At 60.5% G+C, this 24,231-nt stretch carries 23 protein-coding genes; 14 read left to right on the top strand and 9 right to left on the bottom strand.

Going from position 1 to position 24,231, the window contains the following annotated elements; genetic code table 11:
- Nucleotides 1–129: 129 nt before the first annotated feature.
- Entirely contained in the window at nt 130–1,077 is a 948-nt protein-coding gene (locus tag GSQ81_RS14615; RefSeq protein WP_158911420.1) for a substrate-binding domain-containing protein, read from the bottom strand.
- Nucleotides 1,078–1,227: 150 nt separating this feature from the next.
- On the opposite strand from GSQ81_RS14615, the gene GSQ81_RS14610 reads away from it, so the two are divergent.
- Nucleotides 1,228–2,310: an oxidoreductase gene (locus GSQ81_RS14610; protein ID WP_254060210.1), complete on the top strand. Its 1,083-nt coding sequence runs from the start codon at nt 1,228–1,230 to the stop codon at nt 2,308–2,310.
- Nucleotides 2,311–2,500: 190 nt separating this feature from the next.
- On the opposite strand, the gene obgE is transcribed toward GSQ81_RS14610, so the two are convergent.
- Complete coding sequence (gene obgE / locus GSQ81_RS14605) at nt 2,501–3,616, bottom strand: GTPase ObgE (protein WP_158911418.1); 1,116 nt, start codon at nt 3,614–3,616, stop codon at nt 2,501–2,503.
- A gap of 173 nt (nt 3,617–3,789) precedes the next feature.
- Here obgE and GSQ81_RS14600 point away from each other — a divergent pair, with 173 nt between their 5' ends.
- On the top strand, nt 3,790–5,292 hold the full coding sequence (locus GSQ81_RS14600) for a sulfatase-like hydrolase/transferase (RefSeq protein WP_158911417.1): 1,503 nt from the start codon (nt 3,790–3,792) through the stop codon (nt 5,290–5,292).
- Nucleotides 5,293–5,537: 245 nt separating this feature from the next.
- On the opposite strand, the gene zwf is transcribed toward GSQ81_RS14600, so the two are convergent.
- Together zwf and gnd are read right to left on the bottom strand one after the other, a co-directional pair.
- Entirely contained in the window at nt 5,538–6,950 is a 1,413-nt protein-coding gene (gene zwf / locus GSQ81_RS14595) for a glucose-6-phosphate dehydrogenase (RefSeq protein WP_158911416.1), read from the bottom strand.
- A gap of 168 nt (nt 6,951–7,118) precedes the next feature.
- The gene (gnd, locus tag GSQ81_RS14590) at nt 7,119–8,141 is read right to left on the bottom strand and encodes a phosphogluconate dehydrogenase (NAD(+)-dependent, decarboxylating) (RefSeq protein ID WP_158911415.1); all 1,023 of its coding nucleotides are present in this window, start codon (nt 8,139–8,141) and stop codon (nt 7,119–7,121) included.
- Nucleotides 8,142–8,296: 155 nt separating this feature from the next.
- Here gnd and GSQ81_RS14585 point away from each other — a divergent pair, with 155 nt between their 5' ends.
- Nucleotides 8,297–9,112: a GAF domain-containing protein gene (locus tag GSQ81_RS14585; protein WP_158911414.1), complete on the top strand. Its 816-nt coding sequence runs from the start codon at nt 8,297–8,299 to the stop codon at nt 9,110–9,112.
- Nucleotides 9,113–9,149: 37 nt separating this feature from the next.
- On the top strand, nt 9,150–10,220 hold the full coding sequence (locus GSQ81_RS14580) for a hypothetical protein (RefSeq protein WP_158911413.1): 1,071 nt from the start codon (nt 9,150–9,152) through the stop codon (nt 10,218–10,220).
- 8 nt (nt 10,221–10,228) lie between these two features.
- Here the strand turns inward: GSQ81_RS14580 and GSQ81_RS14575 are convergent, their stop codons facing one another.
- Complete coding sequence (locus GSQ81_RS14575; protein WP_158911412.1) at nt 10,229–11,830, bottom strand: VWA domain-containing protein; 1,602 nt, start codon at nt 11,828–11,830, stop codon at nt 10,229–10,231.
- A gap of 45 nt (nt 11,831–11,875) precedes the next feature.
- On the opposite strand from GSQ81_RS14575, the gene GSQ81_RS14570 reads away from it, so the two are divergent.
- Nucleotides 11,876–12,058: a hypothetical protein gene (locus GSQ81_RS14570; RefSeq protein ID WP_158911411.1), complete on the top strand. Its 183-nt coding sequence runs from the start codon at nt 11,876–11,878 to the stop codon at nt 12,056–12,058.
- Here GSQ81_RS14570 and GSQ81_RS14565 read toward each other — a convergent pair.
- The gene (locus GSQ81_RS14565) at nt 12,055–12,939 is read right to left on the bottom strand and encodes a DUF4292 domain-containing protein (RefSeq protein ID WP_158911410.1); all 885 of its coding nucleotides are present in this window, start codon (nt 12,937–12,939) and stop codon (nt 12,055–12,057) included. The two genes, GSQ81_RS14570 and GSQ81_RS14565, sit on opposite strands and share 4 nt — an antisense overlap.
- Nucleotides 12,940–13,086: 147 nt before the next feature.
- Nucleotides 13,087–14,076, bottom strand: coding sequence for an endolytic transglycosylase MltG (gene mltG / locus GSQ81_RS14560; RefSeq protein WP_158911409.1), 990 nt, complete (start codon nt 14,074–14,076; stop codon nt 13,087–13,089).
- Between the two features lie 435 nt (nt 14,077–14,511).
- Here mltG and greA point away from each other — a divergent pair, with 435 nt between their 5' ends.
- The 3 genes from greA (at nt 14,512) to GSQ81_RS14545 (ending at nt 16,994) form a co-directional block, all read left to right on the top strand.
- Nucleotides 14,512–14,985 carry a transcription elongation factor GreA gene (gene greA / locus GSQ81_RS14555; RefSeq protein WP_158911408.1) on the top strand — a complete coding sequence of 158 codons (474 nt, stop codon included), beginning with the start codon at nt 14,512–14,514 and terminating at the stop codon, nt 14,983–14,985.
- Nucleotides 14,986–15,045: 60 nt separating this feature from the next.
- The gene (locus GSQ81_RS14550; protein ID WP_158911407.1) at nt 15,046–15,678 is read left to right on the top strand and encodes a CDP-alcohol phosphatidyltransferase family protein; all 633 of its coding nucleotides are present in this window, start codon (nt 15,046–15,048) and stop codon (nt 15,676–15,678) included.
- A 203-nt stretch (nt 15,679–15,881) separates the two neighbouring features.
- Nucleotides 15,882–16,994, top strand: coding sequence for a hypothetical protein (locus tag GSQ81_RS14545; protein ID WP_216846445.1), 1,113 nt, complete (start codon nt 15,882–15,884; stop codon nt 16,992–16,994).
- 10 nt (nt 16,995–17,004) lie between these two features.
- On the opposite strand, the gene GSQ81_RS14540 is transcribed toward GSQ81_RS14545, so the two are convergent.
- Nucleotides 17,005–17,709 carry a hypothetical protein gene (locus GSQ81_RS14540; protein WP_254060209.1) on the bottom strand — a complete coding sequence of 235 codons (705 nt, stop codon included), beginning with the start codon at nt 17,707–17,709 and terminating at the stop codon, nt 17,005–17,007.
- A 10-nt stretch (nt 17,710–17,719) separates the two neighbouring features.
- On the opposite strand from GSQ81_RS14540, the gene GSQ81_RS14535 reads away from it, so the two are divergent.
- The 3 genes from GSQ81_RS14535 (at nt 17,720) to GSQ81_RS14525 (ending at nt 20,362) form a co-directional block, all read left to right on the top strand.
- Complete coding sequence (locus GSQ81_RS14535; RefSeq protein WP_158911406.1) at nt 17,720–18,514, top strand: NIPSNAP family protein; 795 nt, start codon at nt 17,720–17,722, stop codon at nt 18,512–18,514.
- A gap of 40 nt (nt 18,515–18,554) precedes the next feature.
- A complete protein-coding gene (locus GSQ81_RS14530; RefSeq protein WP_158911405.1) occupies nt 18,555–19,457 on the top strand; it encodes a D-hexose-6-phosphate mutarotase in 903 nt (300 codons plus the stop codon).
- A 317-nt stretch (nt 19,458–19,774) separates the two neighbouring features.
- Nucleotides 19,775–20,362: a nucleoside triphosphate pyrophosphatase gene (locus GSQ81_RS14525; protein ID WP_158911404.1), complete on the top strand. Its 588-nt coding sequence runs from the start codon at nt 19,775–19,777 to the stop codon at nt 20,360–20,362.
- A gap of 131 nt (nt 20,363–20,493) precedes the next feature.
- Here the strand turns inward: GSQ81_RS14525 and GSQ81_RS14520 are convergent, their stop codons facing one another.
- Complete coding sequence (locus GSQ81_RS14520; protein ID WP_158911403.1) at nt 20,494–21,630, bottom strand: M20 family metallopeptidase; 1,137 nt, start codon at nt 21,628–21,630, stop codon at nt 20,494–20,496.
- 167 nt (nt 21,631–21,797) lie between these two features.
- On the opposite strand from GSQ81_RS14520, the gene lpxC reads away from it, so the two are divergent.
- From lpxC to GSQ81_RS14505, 3 genes are all read left to right on the top strand, one after another.
- Complete coding sequence (gene lpxC, locus GSQ81_RS14515) at nt 21,798–22,712, top strand: UDP-3-O-acyl-N-acetylglucosamine deacetylase (protein WP_158911402.1); 915 nt, start codon at nt 21,798–21,800, stop codon at nt 22,710–22,712.
- Between the two features lie 164 nt (nt 22,713–22,876).
- A complete protein-coding gene (gene folK / locus GSQ81_RS14510) occupies nt 22,877–23,356 on the top strand; it encodes a 2-amino-4-hydroxy-6-hydroxymethyldihydropteridine diphosphokinase (RefSeq protein ID WP_158911401.1) in 480 nt (159 codons plus the stop codon).
- A gap of 405 nt (nt 23,357–23,761) precedes the next feature.
- Complete coding sequence (locus GSQ81_RS14505) at nt 23,762–24,214, top strand: hypothetical protein (protein ID WP_158911400.1); 453 nt, start codon at nt 23,762–23,764, stop codon at nt 24,212–24,214.
- Nucleotides 24,215–24,231: the final 17 nt, after the last annotated feature.

The following is a 24,231-nucleotide window of genomic DNA, read 5'->3' as shown; positions in this document are numbered from 1 at the left end:
ACTCCTTAAAGGTGACAGATGACGTTTGTTTTGGGCCATGCGGCATTGCCGCAAACGGCCTGACGATCGGCGGATCAGGGGGGCACGATCACGTGGCGCCGTTCCTCTTTTTTCAGCCGCGTTTCCTGTTTATGCGTGAAGCGTAGGTGCGCTGCGTGGCGAACCGTATTTGTGGCTGCGGAAGATAGCCTGGGCTTCGTGGCCCTGTAGCCATTGGGTAAAAGCGAGGGCGCCCTGCGGATTGGCAGCGCCTTTGAGGACCGCGGCGTAGTAGACCAGCGGCTCCGGGTAAAAAGTTTTGTCGCCGAGAGTCAGGCTGACGTCGGGATGCTCGGCATGGACGTTCTGGCCGCTGAGATTGATGTCTGCGGGGAGATCAAGGTAGGGCAGGTGAACCCAGTCCGTCGCGATCTTGTAAGAGGTGGTGGCGTCCAGATCGCCACTTTGCAGACGTTCCTGATTGTTGCTGCCGGGAGGCTCAGGTGGTGGCGTGAACGTCGTGCCGAAGAGTTTTGTGACCAGATCGGGCTGGCTGTATTTTTTTGCGGCCAGCATCATGGTGAAGATGGCGTTACGTCCGCCGGGGTCTCCGACGGGATTGCCATGCGCGAAGCGGAGGCCGGGCTGCTGGAGTATCTCCCACCACTTTGCGTTGCCTTTGGCTGCTGCCTCGAACTGAGGAGCGAAGCGGCCCCTGGGGCTGTAGACGAGCACCATCTCGGTGGTGCCGATGGGGTATGCCGTCTCCGCCTTGCCTGCGTGCATGACGGTGAGCATGGGACCGGGCGTGACGGGAATAAAGACGTCCGCGCGAAGGCTGCCATCCACGATGGACTGGGCGACTGCATCGGCTCCCTTGGCGTGCGTGTGGAGATCCAGCTTCAGCGTCTGCGCCGCCGCTGTCTTTAAGGGGCCTTCGAGCATGGGCCGGATGCTGCCAGCGGAGGCTACGTCGAGGGTTGCCAGCGTTTCGGCCAGCAGAGTGGAGGGGATTCCAGCCGCGATTGCCGCTGCCATGAGCGTGCCGCCGCGCTTGAGAAGTTCTCGCCTGCTTTGACCTCTTCTGTCCGAGGTCATGGGCGTTCTTCTCTCAGCGAGGGCAGATGAAGGAAGGGCATTAATGACGATTCTATACGAATCGAATTGAGATATTTTTTCTGCCGCAGGTTGCGTGAAAGGAAGAATTGTTTTTGACGGCGGATGGCCTAGTCTGAATGCATGAGCGAGATGAGTTCAGAGGTTCGCGTCGGGTTAGTTGGCTATGGCTATGCGGGCAGGACGTTTCATGCCCCGCTGATCGCGTCGGTGCCGGGGTTGCGGCTGACGGTGGTGGGGTCGAGCCAGCGCGAGGCGGTGCAGGCGGCGTATCCGGGGGTTGCCGTGTGTTCGGCGATGGAGGCGACGACGCACCCGGAGGTCGATCTGGTGGTGATCGCTACGACGAATGAGAGCCACTTTCCGCTGGCGTCTGCTGGGCTGCGCGCGGGAAAGCATGTGGTCGTCGACAAGCCGTTTACCGTGACACTGGCGGAGGCGCGATCGTTGGCGGAGATAGCGCGGGAGCATGGGCGCATTCTATCGGTCTTTCACAACCGGCGGTGGGAGAGCGAGATTCTGGCCGCGAAGGAGATTTTGCAGAGTGGAGTCCTGGGTGAGGTTTCACATTTTGAATGCCACATGGATAGATTTCGGCCGGTCGTGCGGCAGCGCTGGCGCGAAGAGCCGGGTCCGGGCGCGGGATTGTGGTTCGATCTGGGGCCGCATCTGATCGATCTGTCGTTGTATTTGTTCGGATTGCCCGATTCGGTGAATGCGAGCTTTGCTACGCTGCGCGAGGGTGGGTTGACGGACGACTGGGCGCATGTGCAGCTCAACTACAAGCGGCTGCGGGTGGTGCTTCATGCTTCGCTGCTGGTGTCGGGAGGTGGGCCGCGCTCGGTGCTGCATGGGACGCGCGGGAGCTGGGCGAAGTTCGGCGCGGATGTGCAGGAGCAGCAGTTGAAGAGCGGGATGCTGCCGGGTGATCCGCAGTTTGGCTATGATCCCAGTCCGGGGATCGTGTACGACGGTGCGACCGGCACGCAGACGGAGGTGCCGTCGCCGAGAGGGGATCAGAGGGGGTTTTATGCTGCGATGCGGGATGCGATTCGCGGTGAGGGCGCGCCGCCGGTTTCCGTGAGGGATGCGGTGGCGGTGATGGCGGTGCTGGAGGCTTCGTTTGCGTCGGGCGCGCAGGGGAAGGTGCTGCCGGTTTCGCTGACAGCGGAAGAGCGTACGGAGTGGGAGATTTTTACAGATGCTGAGCGGTGAAATACAGGGGTCTCTCCACTCCGCTTCGCTCCGGTCGAGATGACGTACGTTTGGGATGGCGTGATGGTAGTCAACCCATGTCCCAAAAGCGGGACATGGGGCACCCGCCTTGGTCGAGGGGACTTGAGTTTGTGGTGCTTCGATGATGTGGTTTGCCGCGGGTTGATGTGAGTTGTTTCTAAAGAGAGCGTTAGCCGCGGCGGCGCGCCGAGGGAGCAGGTGGCGGATAGTTGGCCTTGCGCTTGGTTGTGGCCGGGACGGCTTCGATCTCGATGCGGGCGGGGCGATGAGCTGCGACAGCTTCGGCGATGGCGTACTTGAGCGGCTCGATGCCCTCGCCGGTGACGGCAGAGATGGCGAAGAAGGGCAGCTTGCGGCGTTTGGCCATGGCGGTCAGCTTTTTGAGCTTGTCGGGGTTGGCGACATCGCACTTGGTGGCGACGACGATGGTGGGCCGCGTGGCGAGCGAGGGGTCGAAGCTGCGCAGCTCTTCGGTGATGACCTTGAAGTCGGCCACGGCGTCGAGGCGGGCGGTGCCTTCGGTGGCGCTGGAGTCGGAGACGTCGACAAGGTGAACGATGACGCTGGTGCGCTCGATGTGCTTGAGGAACTGGATGCCGAGGCCGTGGCCGAGGTGCGCGCCTTCGATGAGGCCGGGAAGGTCGGCGATGGTGAAGGACTCGGTGTGCGGGAAGTCGCCGACCTGCACGACGCCGAGGTTGGGCTGGAGCGTGGTGAAGGCGTAGTTGGCGATCTTGGGCTTGGCCGCGGAGAGCCGCGAAATCAGCGTCGATTTGCCGACGTTGGGGTAGCCGACCAGACCGGCGTCGGCGAGCAGGCGCAGCTCGAGGCGGAAGTTGCGCGCCTCGCCGGCGCGGCCCAGCTCGTGCTCGCGCGGAGCTTGGTGGGTGCTGGTGGCGAAGTGCTGGTTGCCGCGTCCGCCGCGTCCGCCGCGAGCGATGACGATGGTCTCGTCGGGACGGGTGAAGTCGTGGACCAGTTCGCCGGTGTCGTCATCGTAGAGCAGCGTGCCTACGGGAACCTTGAGCGTAAGGTGTTCGGCGGACTCGCCGGAGCAGTTGGAGCCCATGCCGTGTTCGCCGCGCTTGGACTTGTGCTCGGGGTTGAAGCGGAAGTGGACGAGGGTGTTGTGGCTGAGGGACGAGGACATGAGAATGTCGCCGCCATGGCCGCCGTCGCCGCCGGAGGGGCCTCCGCGGGGAACGAACTTTTCGCGGCGAAAGGCCATGCAGCCGTTGCCGCCGTCACCGGCCTTGATTCGGATTCGTGCTTCATCAATAAACATTGGTCAATATTTAGTGTACTAGGGTGGGTGATTGCTCGTGCGAGGCGCAGGGCAAAGGCGAAATAGAGGAGTCTCTCCACTCCGCTTCGCTCCGGTCGAGATGACGTGCTTTGTGCAGATCGAAATGATATTTAAAACGACAACCTATAATTTTGTGATTGCTTTGGGGAGAGATGATGGACCGGCGAAAGTTTATTGCTCTGATGTCTTCTGGTGTTGCGGCTGCTCCGGTGGCTTCGTTTGCGCTGCCTGTGGTTGAAGGTGCCGCTGTTGCGAAGGTGGGTGCTCCGCGGCGGCGGCCCAATGTGATCTTCATGATCTGCGATGACCTCGGGTATGGCGATCCCGGCTGCTATGGATCGAAGCTGCCTACGCCGAATCTCGACAGCATGGCCGCGCATGGGCTGCGCTTCACGCACTTCAATGCGGGGCATCCTATCTGCTCGGCGTCGCGGTCGGCGGTGATGACCGGGCGCTATGGCACGCGCACCGGGACGACCGGGGCCTTTGGGCCGTATACGCCGGGCGCGAAGATAGAGGGGACGGCGCTCGATGAGACCTTTCTCTCGAACCTGTTTCATGATGGCGGCTATAGGAGCAAGGCCATCGGCAAGTGGCACCTGGGGGAGGCGAAGGAGTATCTGCCGACCAGCCGCGGCTTCGACTCGTTTTACGGCGTGCCTTACAGCGACGACATGAATCCGCTGCCGTTGATGCGGGACACCGAGATTCTTGAGCAGAATACAGACCGCGATCTGCTGACGCCGCGCTATACGGAAGAGGCAGTGAAGTATTTCGGCGAGCAGGATGGCGAGCATCCCTTCTTTCTCTATCTTGGATTTTCTTATCCGCACGATCCGGCACGGGCCTCCGAGCGGTTTCGCGGCAAGACCGTGCTGGGAGATTATGGCGATGCGGTCGCCGAGATCGACTGGAGTGTAGGTGAGATTGTGCGCGCCGTCGAAGAGAAGGGGTTGAGCGGCGATACGCTGATCTGCTTCACCAGCGATCATGGGCCTTGGTATCAGGGCAGCCCGGGGCTGCTGCGCGGACGCAAGGCTTCGACGTTCGAGGGCGGGTTTCGCGTGCCGTTTCTGGCGATGTGGCCGGGAGTGATTGCGCCGGGCAAGGTGGTGGAGACGTGGTGCTCGAACCTCGATGTGCTGCCGACGATGGCTTCGCTGTGCGGGCTGGGGCTGCCGCAGAAGCCGCTGGATGGCGTGGATGTCTCGAAGGTGTTGCTGGGGCATGAGGGAGCGGTGGAGCGTAAGCCGCTGCTCTATTTCAGCGCGATGGGCAATGGCGGCATCGACGTGCACTGCATTCGCAAGGAGTCGTGGAAGCTGCGCGTGGCGCAGGGCGTCAAGGGCGAGGTCTACATCAACGACAGGACGACCAATGCGCGGGGGAGTGCGTGGTTGCAGCATCCGGAGCTGTATGACCTGTCGCGTGACCCGGCGGAGAGCTACGACGTGGCCAAGTTTCACCCGGAGCTGGTGGCGGAGTTAATGGGAGAGCTGGAGGCGCAGATGCCTTCATTCCCTCCGCATGTGGTGGAGGCTTATGCGAAGTTGAAACAGAACAAAGGCGACATCACTACGCCGCCGGGGGCTTCGCCGAGACCGCTTGGTGCGCCTGTGCCAGCGTGGGCCTGGGAGCCGGAGAATCTGCGGTAGTAACGGCAAAGACCACGGCGAAATACAGGAGTCTCTCCACTGCGCTTCGCTTCGGTCGAGATGGCGTGTTTTTTTGGTGGTTCGTTTTGGTTGAGATGAGGTTTGTGGATCCCACCCTTCGCGATGAGGCTGCGAAGGATGGGGCACCCGTAGATTTGTGGTGGGGTTGGGGAAAGGCAAACGCAGATCCTCCGCTTCGCGAAGGATGACAACTTCATTGCTTCATTTTCATTGCTTCAACTGCTCTACTTTGGCTGTTCGACGATGCGGAAGTCTTCCTGCTCTTCGCCGCTGGGCTCGTCCCATCCGCCGGGTGGAAGGACGGTTTGGTCTACTTCTTTTGGGCCCCAGGTGTTGGGCTCGTAGACGTAGACGGGTGTGTCTGCCTTGAGGATGGGATCGACGATGCGCCATGCCTCTTCGACGTAGTCCTGCCGGGCGAAGAGGGTGGCGTCGCCTGCCATCGCATCGCCGAGGACGCGCTCGTAAGCTTCCATCTCGTCGGGGCGGGGATGGCGGCTGGCCACCATCTCGACGGCGGCGCGCTTGCCGGTGCCGGTTGGCGATGCCACCGAGACTGCCATGGCCACCGTCATCTCGGGGCTGATGCGGAAGCGCATGTAGTTCTGCGGCGTTCCCGGCTCGGTCATGTTGGTGGTGGGCGGCTTGCGGAAGCGCGCCATCACCTCCATGCAGGTGACGGGCAGGTCCTTTCCGGCGCGGATGTAGAAGGGCACGCCGTCCCATCGCCACGACTTTACTTCTAATTGCAGCGCGGCGAAGGTCTCGACCTTGGAGTTGGGGGCGACGCCTTTTTCGTTGAGGTAGCCGTTGAACTGGCCACGGACGAGGTTCTTCGGCTCGATGGCCGGGATGGCCTTGAGTACCTTGACCTTTTCGTCGCGCATGGACTCGCTGTCGCGGCGCGCGGGGCACTCCATGGCGAGATTGCACATGACCTGGAAGATGTGGTTCTGCACGACGTCGCGGATGGCTCCGGTCTGGTCGTAGAAGGGGCCGCGACCCTGGATGCCGAAGTTCTCTGCCATGGTGAGCTGGACGCTCTCAATGTAGTTGCGGTTCCACAGCGGCTCGAGGAAAGAGTTCGAGAAGCGGAAGGAGACCATATTGTGCACGGGCCCCTTGGCGAGATAGTGGTCGATGCGGAAGATGGAGGTTTCGGGGAAGGCGGAGAGCAGGATGCGGTTCAGCTCCTGCGCCGAGGCGAGATCGTGGCCGAAGGGCTTCTCGACGATGATGCGTGCGCCTTTGGCGCAGCCGGACTGGACTAGCTGCTCCACAACTTTTTCAAAGAGCGATGGCGGAATGGCGAGGTAGTGCGCGGGACTTTGGGCTGAACCGAGTTCCTTGCGCACGGCGGTGAAGGTGGCCAGGTCGGCGTAGTCGCCATCGACGTAGCGCAGCAGGCCGCTGAGTTTTTGCCATGCGTCGGCGTCGAGGCCGCCGTGTTTTTCGAGGCTGTCTTTCGCGCGCGCCTTGAGCTGATCGAGGTTCCATCCGGCCTTGGCGACTCCGATGACGGGAACGGTGAGAGTGCCGCGCTTGACCATCGATTGCAGCGCCGGAAAGATCTTCTTGTAGGCGAGGTCGCCGGTGGCGCCGAAGAAGACGAGTGCATCGGAGTGCTGTGTGGCCATATTTGTGGAACTCTTTCTTTTGCGGCGTATTCCCGCAGTTGCTACGACGTTTTCACAAATCGTACGGATGTTAGCTGGTGCAGCGAAAGGCAAATACAGGGGTCTCTCCACTGCGCTTCGCTTCGGTCGAGATGACGTATCTCATTGCGCCGCAAAGGAGAACGCCGGTTACTTTGTGGCGGGTTTTTCGAGATGGCCGCCGAACTCGTAGCGCATGGCGGATAGAAGCTTGTCGGAGAAGTCTGCCTGTCCTCTGGAGCTGAAGCGTTCGTAGAGCGCTGTGGTGAGGACGGGAGCGGGTACGCCTTCGTCGATGGCGGCTTTAATTGTCCAGCGGCCTTCGCCGGAGTCGGAGACTCTGCCGCCGAATTTGGATAGCGCAGGGTCTTCGGTGAGGGCAGCCGCCGTAAGGTCTAGCAGCCACGAGGCGATGACGCTGCCGCGCCGCCAGACTTCGGCGACCTCGGTGAGATTGAAGTCGAACTGATAATTCTCGGGATCGCGTAGCGGCGTGGTCTCGGCATCTACCTCGCCGGCCTGCTTGCCGATGTTGGCGGCCTTAAGGATGCCCAGGCCCTCGGCGTAGGCGGCCATGATGCCGTACTCGATGCCGTTGTGCACCATTTTGACGAAGTGGCCGCCGCCGCTGGCGCCGCAGTGGAGATAGCCCTGCTCGGCGGTGCCGCCGAGCTTGTCGAAGCCGGGGGTGCGGTCGATGTCACCGATGCCGGGCGCGATGGATTTGAAGATGGGATCGAGGTGTTCGACTGCGGCCTGCGGGCCGCCGATCATCATGCAGTAGCCGCGATCGAGTCCCCAGACGCCGCCGCTGGTGCCGACATCGACGTAGTTAATGCCTTTGGGGGCAAGCTCTTTGGCGCGGCGGATGTCGTCGATGTAGTAGGAGTTGCCGCCGTCGATCAGGATGTCGCCGGATTCGAGTTGAGGGGCGATTTTGGCGATCGTCTCTTCGACAAAGCCTGCCGGAATCATCAGCCAGATGGCACGGGGTTTGGCGAGCTTGCTGACGAAGTCTTCGAGCGAAGAGGAGCCGGTGACGCCTTTTTCCTTGGCCAGCTCGTCGACGGCCTTGGGCGACATGTCGAAGACGACGCATTCGTGGTCGTGCCGCGTCAGCCGCCGGACCATGTTGGCCCCCATCCGTCCCAGTCCTACCATTCCAAGTTGCATACCGCCTCCGTTGCGAATTGTTTGCCGGACAGATTCTCACGCTTCCCTGAAGCCGCTAAAATAGACTACTCTCCTTGCATTAAGTGGAAGCGACGGGGAATGAGGACTCTGTGGGCACACAGCAAGTAGGATGCGGCGGCACGGGAAAGGGTGAGATGAGCATAATTGCTTCGAACCCGGCTGACACCGGCCTGGAAGTACTGGATATCGAGAGCGACCCTGCATTCGGGCAGAGACGCCTGCATACGCGCGATGTCGCGACCCAGATTGAGGGGATGCATCGGCTGGCCCGGGCCTTTGTCACCCGCCCCGATACGATTCTGCAGGAGCTGGTCGAGGTTGCGGTCGATCTGTGCGGTGCCGACAGTGCAGGTATCAGCGTAGAGCAAGAGGAAAAGACCGACGAGAATTTCTGGCATTGGGTCGCTACGTCGGGCAGCTACTCGGGTTTTCTGAACGCGACGCTTCCCCGCTATCCCAGCGCTTGCGGTGTCTGCCTGGAGCGAGGACGGCCACAGCTTTTTCGCGTGACTCAGCGCTTCTTCGACCTGATGGGCGTCGATGCGCCGACGGTGACGGACGGTCTTCTACTGCCATGGGAGACGGAAGAGACGCGCGGCACCATCTGGATCATGGCGCATGGAAGAACGGAGGCGTTCGATGGGGACGACTCCCGCATGATGCAGGTGCTGGCGAACTTTGCCGCGATGGGGGTAAGGCAACAACGGCAACAGAAGAAGTTGATGGAACAGGCGAGTGCGACGGCGGCGGCAGCCATGGCGAACGATCTTGCCCACAAGATCAACAACCCGCTGCAGAGCATGACCAACATTGTGTATCTGGCTGCTGAGGGTAAGGGCGGCGGCGATGCAAAGGCGCTGGCGCAGGAGCTGTCAGAGCATGTTGAGCGGCTCTCGGTGCTGGTGGAGAAGCTGCTGGAGCTGCCGATTGCCACGATCCAACCAAAATGAATCGTTGAGCGCCGACTTGAGGTGCATCTAAAAGTTGATGAGACATTCTGTTTTGCGATGGGTCATTGTGCTGTTTCTTTTAGGGTTTGCCGGTTATTTGCCTGCGCAGAGACATGCTTCGTCCCAAATTGACTCCGATCACGATGGCCTGAGCGACGCTCTGGAGCAGTCTTTGCTGGTGCAATTCGCTCCGACGTTCATGATTGGGCGGCATGACTGCTCGGATGTGCCTGCGGAGTTTCGACCGGGCAGCGTCAGGCCGATAGTGAAGGCGGAGAACAGGACGATCTACGGCGAGGTCTTTCCGGCGAAGGGATCTGTGAGGGGAGTGGGCGCGGATGAGCCGCTGGTCGAGATTCACTTCTACCATCTGTGGAAGCTGGACTGCGGCGAGCATCCCCATCCGCTGGATGCAGAGCATGTCGCGGTGCTGGTACGCTCTTCGGACGGCGATCCGGCTTCGGCAAAGTGGACGGCGATGTACTGGTATGCGGCGGCGCATGAGAACACGGTGTGCGATGTGAGCCAGATTGCCCGGGCCTCGACGCTGAAGGCGGAAGATCGGGGAGCGAGGGTGTGGGTCTCTCCCGGCAAACATGCGTCGTATTTGAATTCGACGCTCTGCCAGCGGGGATGCGGCGCGGACCGATGCGAGGAGATGAAGCCACTGGGGCAGGGCAAGCTGATCAACCTGGGCGAGCCGGGACACCCTATGAATAGCGCCTTGTTCATCTCGTCGAGCCTGTGGCCGCTCGCAGGAAAGATGGAGACCACGAACTTTCCCGAGGCTGCCGTGGCGCGGCTCAACCGGCTGCCGGAGACGGACATTGCGTGGTTCCGTGCGGGGAGACATCCGGTGCAGGGCATCATCGCCATCAGCAGCTCGACCGAAGGAGCGCTTGCGCAGAGCGGCCGCAATACGACGAATGCGATTTCAGGCGCGGGCGATTCGACCGATGCTGCGATCTCGGTGGCGGAAGATTCGACCGGCAATGCGTTGCAGAAGAGCTATCGCAAGACGGGCCATGCGCTCGGCACGTCGGCGAAGCATGTAGGCAAGGCGCTGCATGTGGTGCCGAAGACGGAGCATTCAGACCCACCTCAGTAAAGTCTTGCCTATTGCGGCGGCCGTTTGGCTGGTTGCGGCAGCAGCTTCGGCTCCGGTGTGGGCAGGTCGGGCGCGGTGTCGATCATCTTGCGGTCTACGTCCACCGAGCCGATGCGTCCGCCGAGCAGCGAGCCGACCACCAGCCGCACCGATTTTGTGTTGCGTGGCACGCGAAGAGTCATCGTAAGGTGCGCCTGCAGCGCCTTCAGATGATCGGGGTCCTGCGAGGGGTTGGTCAGGCTGAAGGCCTCGGTCTTTGAAGCCAGCACAAGGTGCCGACTGGACAGGCTCGCCCCGGCGAACCCTATGTCGACCGCGCTCTTTCCATCGGTACCGGGCTTCCAGTCCGCGTTCTTCATGTTCACATTCACCGTGAACTCGGCTGAGTTGGTATCGCTATGGCGCACGATGTTCTCCACCCCTATATCGAGGCCCGCAAACGGCACGTTGGTCTGTACGGCTTCGGCGATGTTGTAGAGAGCGTCGAGCCGCGGATCGGTGGGCTGGCCCTTGTCCGGCGAAAAGTAGCCTGCCTTGGTGAGTGCTTGCAGGGCGGGATTGCGCATGGTGACACGGACGCGGAGAAATTTTCCGTTCGCAATGTCCTCGGGCGGCTGGTAGGTAAGCGTGTAGTAGTGCGAGCCCAGCTCGACCGAGGTGCGGATGAGCTGGTCGAGATCGTTGCGGTTATAGAAGAGTCTGCCGCCGGTCTCATTCACGAAGATGCCGAAGTTCACGTCGCCCGAGAAGGGGTCGTCGTCGCCGATCTCCTCCTCGGATGCGCTCGCGCTTCTGGAGAAGGTGCGGTAGGGCGCGACCTCCAGCCCCGGATAGATGAGAAACAGGCTCATGCGCGCATTCACCAGCATGTTCGCAGTCTTGTGAACATAGGCGGTGACCTTGTCGGCCGTGGTGCCGTCGAGGAAGGAGGTGTAGAGGCTGGGGCCGCCGTGCCCGATCCAGACGATGTTCTTTCGTCCGGGGATGCCGCTGTTCTCAAGCGCGATCTGACGCAGCCCATTGATCGACTGGAGAAACCGCTCGGTGAAGAAGGAAGGATTCAGCTTATAGGGGATCGCTGCCGGAACATGTTCTACCGCCGAGAGCAGCTCCCGCTTGTCGCGGGTATAACCCTGCGCCATCTCCAGCGACTCGTTGCCCAGTACCATCACCTCGGCCGGTGCCTTTAGCTGCTTCGGCTCCTTCGCCAGATACTGCTGCACGCAGTAGCGGATATAGGCCATCTGCTCGAAGGTGGAGTTCAACTGGTCGAGCACAAAGATGGTGACGGGGGCCTTGCCTGCGGGGTTGTCGTCTGCGGCATCGCCTGCCGCCACATGGGCGTCGGGGGCCTCGAAGGAAAAGATCTTTTGCGGCTTTTTGTCCTGCGTGATGGAGAAGTCGTCCTGGGTGAGCCCCTTCACGACGGGATGGCCCTTCGCGTCCAGAACGGTGACGTCGAGAAAGACCAGCCGCGAGGTGACGTGCAATGTGGGAACGTCGCTGGCCGATGGCTGGTTTTGCGAGGCAGCGCTTTGTGCCTCTGCTGCCTGAAAAGATAGAACGCCCAACAACATGGCCCCGGAGAGAAGTGCACGCATCGACAGCATGAAAAATCCTCCCCTTCAACGTACTCCGGGATGAGCAAACTTGCCATGTATCTGGATGAAAAAACAGGCAAGCGCAACGGCGAAATACAGGGGTCTCTCCACTGCGGCGGCAAAAGCGCCGCCTTCGGTCGAGATGACGTGCTTTTTGCTGCTGCGGTTGATGATGACGTGCTTTTTCTCGCGGCGGTGGAGATGACGCTCGCTTGCTGTCCGGTCGATGATGCCTAGTTCATGTGCTGGACGGGGACGTTGTCGGGGATCTTCATCTCGAACTGGTCGTTGTCGAGCGGCTGGTTTAGCGTCAGCTTGGTGATGGTGACGGTCAGGCTGTACTGATCCAGAGGCCGCGTGATGACGATCTTCGACGGGAACGAGATGTCGCCGTACTTCTGGTAATTGCTGTAGATGGCCTGGGTGACGACCTTGCCGTCCGCATCGTAGATGTCCTGCTGGAACGGCTCCAAATCGATGCGGCTGATGTGGATGACGCGATGAATGTGCGCCGTCTGGCCCTGGGGCTGCGACAGGATCTGTAGCTCGTAGTCGGGCTCTTCGATCAGGTCTTTCTTCTTCTTCGGGTCCTGCACAATACGAATATCGGTGGTGAGCGAGGTGATCTCGTCAGGGTCCAGGCCGCGAATAAACAGGGAGTTAAAGATAACTGCGGGGCGAAGGTTCTCAAGACCATTCTTCGAGGGGGTGGTCACCTGGCTGGTGCCATCCATGGCGCGATTTCTGGGGGGAATCCACAGCTTCCAGGTCTTCCCGTCGCTCACCATGTCCATCGCCTGGTTGCGCAGGACGGGGAGGAGCAGGATGACGCGCAGGTCTTCGGGCTTGCGCATGAAGATATAACCGCTGAAGCTGGGATGCTCGGTGACCTGGCCCTGCAACGAGCCACCTGTGGTTGCGGTGATCTCGACCGAGGCCTTGAAGGTGTTGATGGCGTCGTACTGGGTATTGATCTGATGGACCAACTGGTCGAGGGAGGTGCCGATCACCATCTCGGCGAGGTGAGTTCGGGGCACGATGCGGGTATGCGTCAGGCATCCGGTCAGCGCCGGAACCAGGCTAATCAATCCCACCGCTACCGTCTTTTTTAAACTCATGGGCACAAACTTCAAGTATATCTGTCCGAGAACGCACAAACGCAGGCAGGAGGTACCTTTGCGAGTGCGTGGGGGTGATTTTCTCTATTCATCGGATTGGATGTTGCGGAGCGCCTTTGCGTTTCTTTTTGTATAGCCGGGACTCGGTCAGGGAGTCTGGGCCTTTTGTGCCTCCCGATAGGCCTGTACCTGGGCTGCATGTTCTTTCAAGTCGGTAGAGAAGCGGCTGTGGCCAGCGGCATCGCTCACAAAATAAAGGTAGTCGGTCTTTGCCGGAGACATGGCCGCGCGCAGGGATGCCATGCCGGGATTACAGATGGGGCCGGGCGGTAGCCCTGTGTGCTTGTAAGTGTTGTAGGGCGAGTCGGCCTGCAGGTCGGAGGCGTGGATGACGCCGCTCCAGCGGCCATCGAGCAGCGCCGCATAGATGACCGTGGGATCGGTGGCGAGCGGCATTCCTTTCGCGAGGCGATTGAGGAAGACTCCGGCGACCAGCGGGCGCTCCGTGTCCTGGTTGACCTCTTTCTCGACCAGCGAGGCCATGGTAACGGTCTGTTGCACATCTCCGCTGAGGCCGAGCTGAGCGCTGGCCCGGCGAAAGCGATGCACCATGGCAGTGAGGATCTGCACCGGGGTGGTGTGGCGGGAGAAGGAGTAGGTGTCGGGAAAGAGATAGCCTTCGAGCGACTGCGGCTGCGTACCGGTGGGGGGCAGCCATGCGATCAGCTCAGTGTGCTGGCGCTCCGCGGCGAGAAAGGCGTCGCGCGACCCCAGCCCGGCGTTGGCGACGGCCTGGGCGATGTCGAAGATGTTGTAGCCCTCGGGAATCTTCAGGGCGATGGTGTAGATGTCTCCGCGCACGATGCGGGCGTAGACCTCGGTCATGGGTGCGGCATGGTCGAAGCGATACTCGCCCGCCTTGAGCGTGCCGTGCTTTCTGAGGTGCAGGAAGTCGAAGGCGTAACGGTTGCGGATGATGCCGTTCGCCTGAAGCTCGGCGGCGATGGCCGGGGTGCCGGTGCCGGGTGCGATATCGACGAAGGTCTCGGTCTGCGGGCCGAAGGGGGTGTAGATGACGTAGCCTGTGAGGCCTACGGCGATCAGGATGAGCAGCAGCAGTGTTCCCAGAAACTTCAAGCCCGTGGCCCTCCGGCGGTGCGTGTCGACGCATCGTGTTTGGACTATTTTACGGGTGCGGCCCGGCCCGGGGAAAAGGCCTGCACCGATTTAAAGACAAGCAACGGCAAAGACGAAATACAGGGGTCTCTCCGCTACGGCGGCAAAAGCGCCGCCTTCGGTCGAGATGACGTGCTTTGGGGGCGCCCGATTTCGGTCGCGATGACGTTTGGGGGAGGCGGCAAATAACGCGAACTGGGACGGTCCAAACAGAAAGCTACGTCATCGCGACCGAAGCGCAGCGCAGTGGAGAGACCCCTGTATTTTGCTGTGGTTGGGGCAGGTCTATCCCCCGGTGTGCCCTCCGATCCGGCCGCATCGTATAATCGTCTTTTGATTTTCTAACCCGCTGCCGCAATCATGTTGCGAACAAGCAAGCGCGACCTGGAAGGCCCCATGCCAGAACATGTAAAGAAAAGGCTCGAAGAAGAGATCAGGCAGCTTGAGTACGAGCTTACGACCGAACTGCCCGCAGAGATCAAGAAGGCGGTCGCGCTGGGCGACCTGAGCGAGAACGCCGAGTATCACATGGCGAAGCAGCGGCAGGTCTTCGTCAATGCGCGCCTGGGCCAGCTCAAGAAGCGGATGGGCGAGCTTGCCATGGTGAACCTCGTCAATATCCCGCACGACAAGGTGGGCTTTGGCGCGACGGTCACGGTGTTTGACTCCGGCAAGAACGAAGAGATCAAGTACAAGCTGGTCACCAGCGAAGAGTCCGACGTGTCGCAGGGGCTGATCTCGACGACCTCGCCGATCGGGCGCTGCCTGCTGGGCAAGAAGGTTGGCGATGTAGCCACTGTCGTTACACCGAACGGCAATCGCGAGCTTGAAGTGCTGAAGCTGGTCACGATTCACGACACCGCCGAATAAATTCAGTCGGGCCACGAATTTCAGTAGTAAGGTAAGGCAGTCTTTTTGGAGGCAAGTTTTTTGACCTGGACAAGTGCATTCGGCAAGGGCAGCGGCTGGCTGCTGCAGAAGATCGTCAACGGTCTTGCACTTACCCGAATCTCACCCAACGTGCTTACCTTTATCGGCCTGCTGATCAACATTGTTGCCGCGCTCTTCTTCGGCTTCGCTCGCGTCCGCAATGCCGATCGCATGTTTTTTTATGCGGGGCTGATCATCATCGGCGCCGGTATCTTCGACATGGTCGATGGCCGGGTGGCGCGCCAGACCAACCAGGTTTCGGTCTTCGGCGCGTTCTTCGATTCGGTGATCGACCGCTACTCCGACGTGGTGATCTTCTTCGGCCTGCTGGTCTTTTATGCCCGCGGCAACCGGCTGTTCTATGTCGGGCTGGTGGCTTTCGTCATGACCGCATCGCTGATGGTGAGCTATACGCGCGCACGCGCCGAGGCGCTGATCGGGAGCTGCAAGGTCGGATTCATGGAACGGCCCGAGCGTATCGTCTGCGTCATTCTTGGTGCGCTGTGCAACCATTGGGGAGTGATGGCGGCCGCGCTTTGGGTGCTCGCCTTCTTCTCGACGACGACGGTGATCCACCGCATTCGGTATACCTATCTCGAAACCGAACGCCGAAAATTATTGCCGACGCGCTGATCGTTGATGGCTTAGTCGGTTCGTTTCAGCGAAGTGCTTCGGCCTCCGCTCTTCACGGGGGCTATCTTCTTCAGCTTTTCTATTGATGCATCCAACTAAAAGCGAGCGTCACGGTGGAAGTTCCGCAACCAGACCGCGTGGAGTGGTGTTATATCAAGTAGCGTTTTTTGAAGTCCCAGATGTCCCAACGCGGAAAGGTTTGGATGAAACACATACGAACGGCTCTCATGGTGTTGGCGGCGCTGATCGCAGCAGCGGGTGGAGTGCGCGCCTATGCCGATGCGTCGCTGCTGATGGAAGAGCCCTACGGCACCTTTGGAGCGCTCAATCCGACTGGTCATGCGGCGATTTACCTGAACCACATCTGCGCGGAGACGCCGACGCAACTGCGTGCCTGCCGCCCCGGTGAATTCGGCGTCGTCATCAGCCGCTATCACAGGGTCGCGGGCTATGACTGGCTGGCGGTTCCGCTGGTGCCCTATCTTTACGCGGTCGACCGGGTGGAGGACATTCCGTCAACGGCGGACGCAGAGCTGGAAGCGCAGTTGCGCGATGCCTATCGGCGCAAACATCTGCTCGATATCATCCCCGACGTCAGCGAAGGAAAAGACGCGGGTGAGGCGCCCAAGGGGGACTGGATTCAGCTCATCGGCGCCTCCTACGACCGCAAGATCTACGGCTTCCAGATCGAGACGACGCCCGAGGCCGATGCGCGTTTTATCGCCGAGTTCAACGATAACCGCAACGTCAGCCACTTCAATCTCTTCTTCCATAACTGCGCCGACTTCTCGAAGATGCTGCTGAATGTCTACTATCCGCACTCGATTCATCGGAACTTCGTTATCGACGTGGGCATTACTACTCCCAAGCAGGTGGCGCGGTCGCTGACCAAGTATGCCAAGCGGCATCCTGAACTGGAGTTTTCCACGTACGTGATTCCGCAGGTGCCGGGCACGATCCATCGCAGCCATCCGATTAATGGCGTGGTGGAGTCGCTGGTGAAGTCGAAGAAGTATGTGGTGCCGCTGTTTGTGCTGAGCCCGCAGGTCACTGCCGGAATGATCGTGGCCTATCTGGCGGATGGCCGTTTCAAGGCGCCGAAAAATTCGCCACAGGAACTGCTGCCGGGAGATATCCAGGCCATTGGTGCAACGCAGGGCAGCACGGTTGCTGCGCCAGCGACCTCCGTGCAGCCGGCCGCAGACAGTGAGCCGCAACTGCACCATCGTGAACCGGCAGCACCTTCTCCTTCGACGCCTGCTGTCTCTTCCCCTGTAGCCCCGGTCGGCGTTCCGGCTGACACCACGGCCCAATAGCCACGCGGCTTCAGTCCACGTTCAATCCGGCGTCGGCGTCGAGCACCAGCATCTTGCCCTCGACGAAGAGGGAGTGCAGCTTCAGCGAGCTTAAGGTGAAGGCGTAGCCCGTGGTCTGGGTCGATTGGCTGAGCAACTGACGCATCAGGGTGGCGGCGTTTACCTTCATCTGGTCGGGCAGCTTGCGGTCGAGGAAGGGCACGAGAAGAAAGTTCAGCTCCTTCGACTCGCTGAGGTGCTCGATGTGGGCGTCGCGAAAGCCGATGCTCTCCTCCTGCGCCTCGGGAACCATGGAGACGTCTGCCTCGGTATCCATGGACACGCCGATGCAGACGCCGTGGACCGAGGTTCCGAGCTTGGCCCGCGCGTGGACGTGGACGACGATGCGGTCCTTCATGAAGGTGACATGCGGCGAATCGGCATAGACGTAGCAGGCCGACTTGATGTCGCCACGCATGTAGTAGCGGCCCTCGGGGCCGTTGAACAGTTGCGCGCGCAAGGTGCGCTCGAGCGCCTGCGACGAGATCCTGACCTCGATGGCAGAGGCAGCGCGCGTGGCACTGAGCAGCAGAGCGCAGGAGAGCAAAAGACCGACCGGAATGCGGCGCATCATCTTTCCAGCATAAAGCCATGCGAGGCGAGCGGACATCGGCAGCCGGTTCGCGGTATGCTTCGAGGTGCGTTCTTGTCCCGCTTTGGTGGACAATCTATTCACAGGAGATTCAATGAAACGGCGTGAATTCTTGACCTCGTCCCTTGCCGCGTCCACTCTTGCGTTTGCGAATCAGGCACAATCGCAGACCCCTGCCGCCGGTCCCCGCGAGTACTATCACCTGCGCAAGTACCACCTGCAGACCGGGCCGCAGACGAAGCTGACGGACAACTTTGTGGGCGACGCGCTGATTCCCGCGCTGAACCGGCTGGGCATTGCGCCGGTGGGCGCATTTCATCTCGACCTGGGCCCGGAGACGCCGAAGCTCTATGTGCTGATGCCTTCGACTAATCTTGAGACTCTGGTGAACGTCGATCTGCGGCTGGCCGAGGACGAGGCCTTCATGAAAGCGGCGGAGCCGTTCTGGAGCGCGCCTGCCACTGCGCCCGCGTTCATCCGCACGGAGAGCACGCTGCTCAGCGCCTTCCCCGGCCATCCCAGGCTGACTCCTCCGCCTTCGGCGGCGCAGCACGGCAAGCGCGTCTTTCAGCTTCGCACCTACGAGAGCCCAAGCGATGCCGACCACGTTCGCAAGGTGGAGATGTTCCACAAAGGCGAGTTCGAGTACTTTCAGAAGGCGGGCTTTGACCAGGTCTTTTATGGCGACACGCTGATTGGGCCACGTATGCCCAACCTGACCTACATGCTCAGCTATCCCGAGTTGTCGGACCTGACCGAGAAATGGAAGGCATTCGGCAGCGATCCCGGCTGGAAGAAGCTGTCGAGCGATCCGCGCTACGCCTTCGAGCAGATCGTGAGCAACATCTCGAACCTGATTCTCAGCCCGGCACCGTACTCGCAGATTTAACTGCGCCGAAGAAATATCGACGAAAGGCAATAAGAAGTACATGGAACTTGTTGAGCTTAACGAACACTTCGCTATCCCTGGTGTTCTGGGGTTTCACCAGATCCCCGGCGGGCTGATCTATGCCGACGTGACGACGCCCCATGCGACGGCCACGATCTATCTGCAGGGCGCGCACCTGACGGCGTGGCAGCCGGCGGGCGAGCGACCGGTGCTTTTTCTCAGCCGTAAGAGCGACTTTGTGCCGGGCAAACCCATCCGCGGCGGTGTGCCGATTGCCTTTCCATGGTTTGCCAATCGGCATGACGGCAAGGCCGGGCCGTCGCACGGCTTTGCCCGCATTCAGGACTGGACGCTTGCCTTTGCCGCGCTCGCGGGAGAGGACCTGCACCTGACCTTCACGCTGGCTCCCACAGAGATGAGCCGCGAGCTGGGCTTCGACAACTTCCGCCTGGCGTATCGGCTGGTGATTGGCAGGACGCTCACCATGCAGCTTGCGGTGGCCAACGATGCTGCGGTGCCGCTGGTCTTTGAAGAGGCGCTGCACACCTATTACTCCGTGATGGATGTTCATGAGGTCACGGTGACTGGGCTGGAGCCGACGCCGTTTATCGACAAGGCCGACGGGATGCGCGAGAAGCCTGCCGCCCATGCGCCGCTCACCTTTGCCGGGGCTACCGACCGCGTCTATCAGAGCACGGCTGCCACCTGCGTTCTGCATGATGCTGCCGGACGCCGAAAGATTACGGTGGCGAAGACAAACTCCGATACCACTGTCGTCTTCAATCCGTGGAAGGCGATGGCCGATCTAGGCGAAGACGAATGGCATGAGATGCTGTGCGTCGAGACGGTCAACGCAGCGGCCAATACGGTGACGCTGGCTCCGGGAGAGACGCACGCGATGCAGGCTGTGATCTCGGTGGAGAAGAACCCTCTTGTGAATTGAAGCGGGCTGGTTGAAACTGCAATCGTTGAAGAACAGCGTAAGTGAGTTAACGACAACGGCGAAATACAGTGGTCTCTCCGCTGCGTCGTGCGATAAAGCTGCACGCCTTCGGTCGAGATGACGTGCTTTGTTGCCATCTTCTCGACCTGCTAACCTACGTCATCTCGACCGGAGCGCAGCGTAGTGGAGAGACCCCTGTATTTTGTTGTTGCCTGTTCTTCTCTTGCCATTTGAAGAAGCTCAACAGGCTGCCTTGCAGGGTGAGGATATTCTGAGAAGCAGATACTTGGGATCAATTGAGAAGGACTTTGAATTTCATGCTGATACTTGCCTCTGCCTCGCCTCGTCGCCGCGAACTGCTAACTCAGGCGGCTCTCTCGTTTACCGTTGAAGCCGCCGATCTGAACGAAGAACGGTTGCCGGATGAGGCTGCTGCGGCTTATGTTCAGCGGCTGGCTGTCGAAAAGGCGCAGGCGGTGTGGGCTCGCCACTCGGCTGTCGATACGGAGGCAGACCCGCTGATCGTACTCGGGGCCGATACGGCTGTGGTCAGCGAGGGAAACATTCTCGGCAAACCTGCCAACGCTGCCGACGCGCGGCGCATGTTGCAGCTTTTGAGTGGACGTACTCACGCGGTGCTCACCGGGCTGGCTGCGGTGACGCGCAAGGGAGTCAAGAGCGAGGTGGAGATCACGCAGGTGACCTTCAACGTCATCGGCGATGGCGAGATCAATGAGTATGTCTCCACCGGTGAGCCGCTGGACAAGGCCGGAGCGTATGCCATTCAGGGTTATGCTGCGCGGTGGATTCCACGAATTGAAGGCTGCTACTTCAATGTGGTTGGGTTGCCGATTGCGCGGACTGTCGCTCTGCTTGCCGAAGCGGACGCCGGATTAGCGGGCTAGAGCGGCTCTCTTCCAGATGTAGTTTTGGTGATTCGGACAGAACGCAGATTCCCTTCGGGAATGACAAACAAGGAAGCTACGCCTGAGCCGAAAACAAAGGAAGCTACGCCCGAAAGGAAAGAGCTATGGTTCTAGTCAGCACTCGCAAGCAGGGCGGCCAGCAGCGCGGTGCGTGGGACGAGGTGCTCGGTGACGACGTGTTCGTGGGCGGCATGAGCGCCTTCGCCGATGGCTCCCATGCCGTCGAGTGTGGGAATGCCGAGTGCGGCGGTGAAGTTGCCGTCGGAGCCGCCGCCGGTGGAGGCTTCGGGTAGGTCGAAGCCTAATTCAACGGCTAATTTGCGAGCTTGTTTGAAGAGAGCGATGGTGCCGGACTTGCGCTCCATCGGTGGGCGGTTGATGCCTCCGGTGATGTGCAGCTTGCAGTGGGGGTCGGAGGACTTGAGACTGCGGAAGAGCTTTTCGACGCGGGCGGCGTCGCTGGCCTTGGCGATGCGGACGTCTATCTCGACCGTCGCGCTTTGGGCGATGACGTTGGAGCGGGTTCCGCCGGAGATGAGGCCGCAGTTTACGGTTCGGCCAATGGAGAGATCGGTGAAGCTGGAGATGGTCTGGATGAGCTTTGCCAGTTCGAGAATGGCGGAGTGGCCGCGCTCGAAGTCGACGCCGCTGTGTGCGGCGACTCCTGTGACTTGCACTTCATATTGGCCGACTCCCTTGCGGGCGGTCTTGTAGGCGAGGCTCTGGGCGGGTTCCAGCACGAAGACGGCGGAGCATTCGCGGGCGAGCGTTTCGGTGATGGGGCGAGAGACGGTGCTACCGACCTCTTCGTCGCTGTTGAGCAGAAGGATGACGGGGCGTGAGAGCTTCAGCTCGCGTAGGATGTCGATGGCGGCCAGCGCCATGATGACTCCGGCCTTCATGTCGAGGACGCCGGGACCGTAAAAGTGGACTCCTTCTTCGCGCCAGGGCATGGTTTTGAGGGTTCCCATCGGCCAAACGGTGTCGAGGTGGCCGAGCAGGAGGATGGGCTTGCGCGGGGAACGGGTGGGTCCGAAGCGTAGTTCGAGGACGTCGCCGAACTGCTTTTGCCGATGGCGTTTGATGCGGCCGCCGAGGGTGCGGGCATGGGCTTCGACGAGAGTTACTGCGGCGTTAACTGCCGTCCGATCCTCACTTGGGGATTCCTGGCGGACGAGATCGCGAAGGCTGGTGCGAATCCATTCGCTTCGGGTTTCGGCGCAGGCGAGGACGGCTTTAGGGTTCATGCACGGATGTTATAGCAAATGGATGGCTTATAGGGAGGCAATGGGAGGGATAAAAATGGTCAACCATTTTTTCTGAGTGTGGCGTTTTTACCACATCGCCCGATGTTGATCTGCCTGTAATCTAGCCCGAGGCTGTTTGCAGGAGATCTTGCAGGAGATTTAGATTCGTGGCATTTGAGGCTCACTTTGAGCGGACAATCCGGTCGGAGGTAGGGTTCAGCGGTGTGGGGCTGCACAGCGGCGCGCCGGTCACGATGCGACTGGTTCCGGCCCCTGCGGGTTCGGGTATCGTCTTTCGCCGCACCGATCTGGACAACTTCGAGATTGCAGCGATTGGACGCAACGTGGCCAAGGTGAGCTACGCGACCAGCCTGATGCGGCAGAGCGTTTTGATCTCGACGACGGAGCATCTGCTGTCGGCGCTGATCGGGTTTGGCGTGGACAACGTCATCGTGGAGATGGACAACCTCGAAGTGCCGATCCTCGATGGAAGCTCGCTGCCTTATGTGCAGGCGTTTCATTCTGTTGGGCTGAAGCAGCAGCGTCGGAGGCGGGAGTATATCCGCATCTTGAAGGACGTCGAGGTGCGCGACGGGTCGAAGTTTATCGGCGTCTATCCGGGTTCGGGGTATGGCATTGAGTACACGATCGACTTTCCTGAGCCGATTGGTTATGAGCGGTTTACGGGTGACCTGGCGACTGGCGACTATGTTAAGTTGATCGCTCCTGCGCGGACCTTCGGCTTCAAGGAAGACGAGGCCATGCTGCGCGATATGGGGCTGATTCGCGGGGTCTCGGACGACAGCGCCATTATTTTGTCGCGGCAAGGCGTTGAAAATGGGCCGCTGCGGTTCGAGGACGAGTTTGTGCGGCACAAAGTTCTGGACCTGATTGGCGATCTGGCGCTGGCGGGACGGCGGATTCAGGGGCGGGTGGTGGCGGAGAGAGCGGGCCATGCCATGCATACGGCGCTGGTGCAACGGCTGATGCGGGACCGCTCGGCGTGGGAGCTGGCGCATGGGTACGATGAGGTGCCCGATGCGGAGGCTGTTCCGATGGGGTTGCAGCAGGTCTCTGCCTAAGCCCGATTGACGTGGCCTCTGCTGCCGGTGACGTGGTAATTTGTATGGCGTACCCCTAAGGCCTACGGGGTGGGACCTTCCTTCAAAAACTTCATCGGCAGAGCAATCTTTAAAATCAAATAAGAGTTTTCAAGTTCACTCATTTCATTGTTCGAGGATGTTGCATGGTTGTGGCAGGAGTAGCTGCGGTTGCGTTGGGGTCGAACCTGGAGTCGGAGTTCGGCGACCGCGAGGCAAACCTGCGCGAGGCGGTGCGCAGAATGAGAGCGCTGGGGACGGTGCGGGCGGTGTCGTCGTTTTATGACACGGAGCCTGTGGGGTACCTGGCGCAGCCGCGTTTTCTAAATGCGGCGCTGGTGCTGGAGACGGAGCTGGAGCCTCTGGAACTGATGCGCGAGCTGCTTGCTATCGAACACGCGATGGGGCGGCAGCGGATGATCGCCAAGGGGCCGCGAGTGATCGACCTGGACCTGTTGCTGTACGAGGCGGTGGTGATGGCGACGGTGGAGCTGACGCTGCCGCATCCGGAGATGCATGAGCGGCGGTTTGTGCTGGAGCCGCTGACCGAGATCGCGCCGGGGATGGTGCATCCGGTGCTGGGCAAGACGGTGGGGGAGATGCTGGTTGCGGGGATGGTGGCTTAGGGCTTCGGTTTATTTAAGAACATAAGAATAGGCAACGGCGATATTTGTCGTTGCGGCTTCGCCTTCCCTCCGGCCTTCGGCAGAGCGGAGGCCGCTTCGCGGCTGTTTTTGTGAGACGCGAGGCTGAAGCCTCGCTGTACCTAGCTGCAACAGCAAGAGCAATTGCAACAGCAAGAACAACAGCAAGAACAATTGCAATAGCAACTGCGTAATACAGGGGTCTCTCCACTGCGGCGGCAAAAGCGCCACCTTCGGTCGAGATGACGTGCGTTTGTGGTGGAGTGGTCGAGGCGACGGAGGCGAGCAATTCTTTTTCGTCTGAGGTGTTAACTTTTTGCCCTCTGGATGCGTTGTATTGGGTGAAGGCTGTCTTTGAGGGCTGCTTTTCGGGAAAGAGGGAACGACATGGAAGGTATTGGGATTCCGTTTATTGTGTTTTTCACGATTGGGTGGATTGCTTGGGTGGTGCTCTCGTCGATTCGCCGGTACAAGATCGCGCGGCTGCAATCGGATGTGCAGATGAAGCTGCTGGACAAGATCGATTCGAGCCAGTCGGTGCTTGCCTATGCTGATACGGAAGCCGGGCGGAACTTTTTGAACTCGCTGGCGGTGGAGCAGACGGAGCGGTCGGCTCCGCATCGGAGTATTCTGAGCGGCGTACGCGCCGGGATCATCCTGATCGCCATGGGCATAGCGCTGGTGTCGCTGCACTCGATGGTCAATGGAGATGGGCCGCAGGTGTGCCGCTTCTTCGGTACGCTGGCGATTGCGCTTGGGATCGGCTTTGAGCTGGCGTCGTTGGCGACTTATTTTCTGTCGCAGTCGTTTGGCCTGTTGAAGCGGGATGAGCGCGTGTAACGAGGTTTGGATGCCGA

Source organism: Granulicella sp. L56 (genome assembly GCF_009765835.1).
In the GTDB taxonomy this organism is placed as follows: Bacteria; Acidobacteriota; Terriglobia; order Terriglobales; family Acidobacteriaceae; genus Edaphobacter.
This window is presented reverse-complemented; position numbering and strand designations above follow the sequence as displayed.

Coding starts and splice junctions, on each gene's coding strand:
- GSQ81_RS14615 (WP_158911420.1), bottom strand. CDS start 1,077: ATGACCTCGGACAGAAGAGGTCAAAGCAGGCGAGAACTTCTCAAGCGC.
- GSQ81_RS14610 (WP_254060210.1), top strand. CDS start 1,228: ATGAGTTCAGAGGTTCGCGTCGGGTTAGTTGGCTATGGCTATGCGGGC.
- obgE (WP_158911418.1), bottom strand. CDS start 3,616: ATGTTTATTGATGAAGCACGAATCCGAATCAAGGCCGGTGACGGCGGC.
- GSQ81_RS14600 (WP_158911417.1), top strand. CDS start 3,790: ATGATGGACCGGCGAAAGTTTATTGCTCTGATGTCTTCTGGTGTTGCG.
- zwf (WP_158911416.1), bottom strand. CDS start 6,950: ATGGCCACACAGCACTCCGATGCACTCGTCTTCTTCGGCGCCACCGGC.
- gnd (WP_158911415.1), bottom strand. CDS start 8,141: ATGCAACTTGGAATGGTAGGACTGGGACGGATGGGGGCCAACATGGTC.
- GSQ81_RS14585 (WP_158911414.1), top strand. CDS start 8,297: ATGAGCATAATTGCTTCGAACCCGGCTGACACCGGCCTGGAAGTACTG.
- GSQ81_RS14580 (WP_158911413.1), top strand. CDS start 9,150: ATGAGACATTCTGTTTTGCGATGGGTCATTGTGCTGTTTCTTTTAGGG.
- GSQ81_RS14575 (WP_158911412.1), bottom strand. CDS start 11,830: ATGCTGTCGATGCGTGCACTTCTCTCCGGGGCCATGTTGTTGGGCGTT.
- GSQ81_RS14570 (WP_158911411.1), top strand. CDS start 11,876: ATGTATCTGGATGAAAAAACAGGCAAGCGCAACGGCGAAATACAGGGG.
- GSQ81_RS14565 (WP_158911410.1), bottom strand. CDS start 12,939: ATGAGTTTAAAAAAGACGGTAGCGGTGGGATTGATTAGCCTGGTTCCG.
- greA (WP_158911408.1), top strand. CDS start 14,512: ATGCCAGAACATGTAAAGAAAAGGCTCGAAGAAGAGATCAGGCAGCTT.
- GSQ81_RS14545 (WP_216846445.1), top strand. CDS start 15,882: ATGAAACACATACGAACGGCTCTCATGGTGTTGGCGGCGCTGATCGCA.
- GSQ81_RS14535 (WP_158911406.1), top strand. CDS start 17,720: ATGAAACGGCGTGAATTCTTGACCTCGTCCCTTGCCGCGTCCACTCTT.
- GSQ81_RS14530 (WP_158911405.1), top strand. CDS start 18,555: ATGGAACTTGTTGAGCTTAACGAACACTTCGCTATCCCTGGTGTTCTG.
- GSQ81_RS14525 (WP_158911404.1), top strand. CDS start 19,775: ATGCTGATACTTGCCTCTGCCTCGCCTCGTCGCCGCGAACTGCTAACT.
- GSQ81_RS14520 (WP_158911403.1), bottom strand. CDS start 21,630: ATGAACCCTAAAGCCGTCCTCGCCTGCGCCGAAACCCGAAGCGAATGG.
- folK (WP_158911401.1), top strand. CDS start 22,877: ATGGTTGTGGCAGGAGTAGCTGCGGTTGCGTTGGGGTCGAACCTGGAG.
- GSQ81_RS14505 (WP_158911400.1), top strand. CDS start 23,762: ATGGAAGGTATTGGGATTCCGTTTATTGTGTTTTTCACGATTGGGTGG.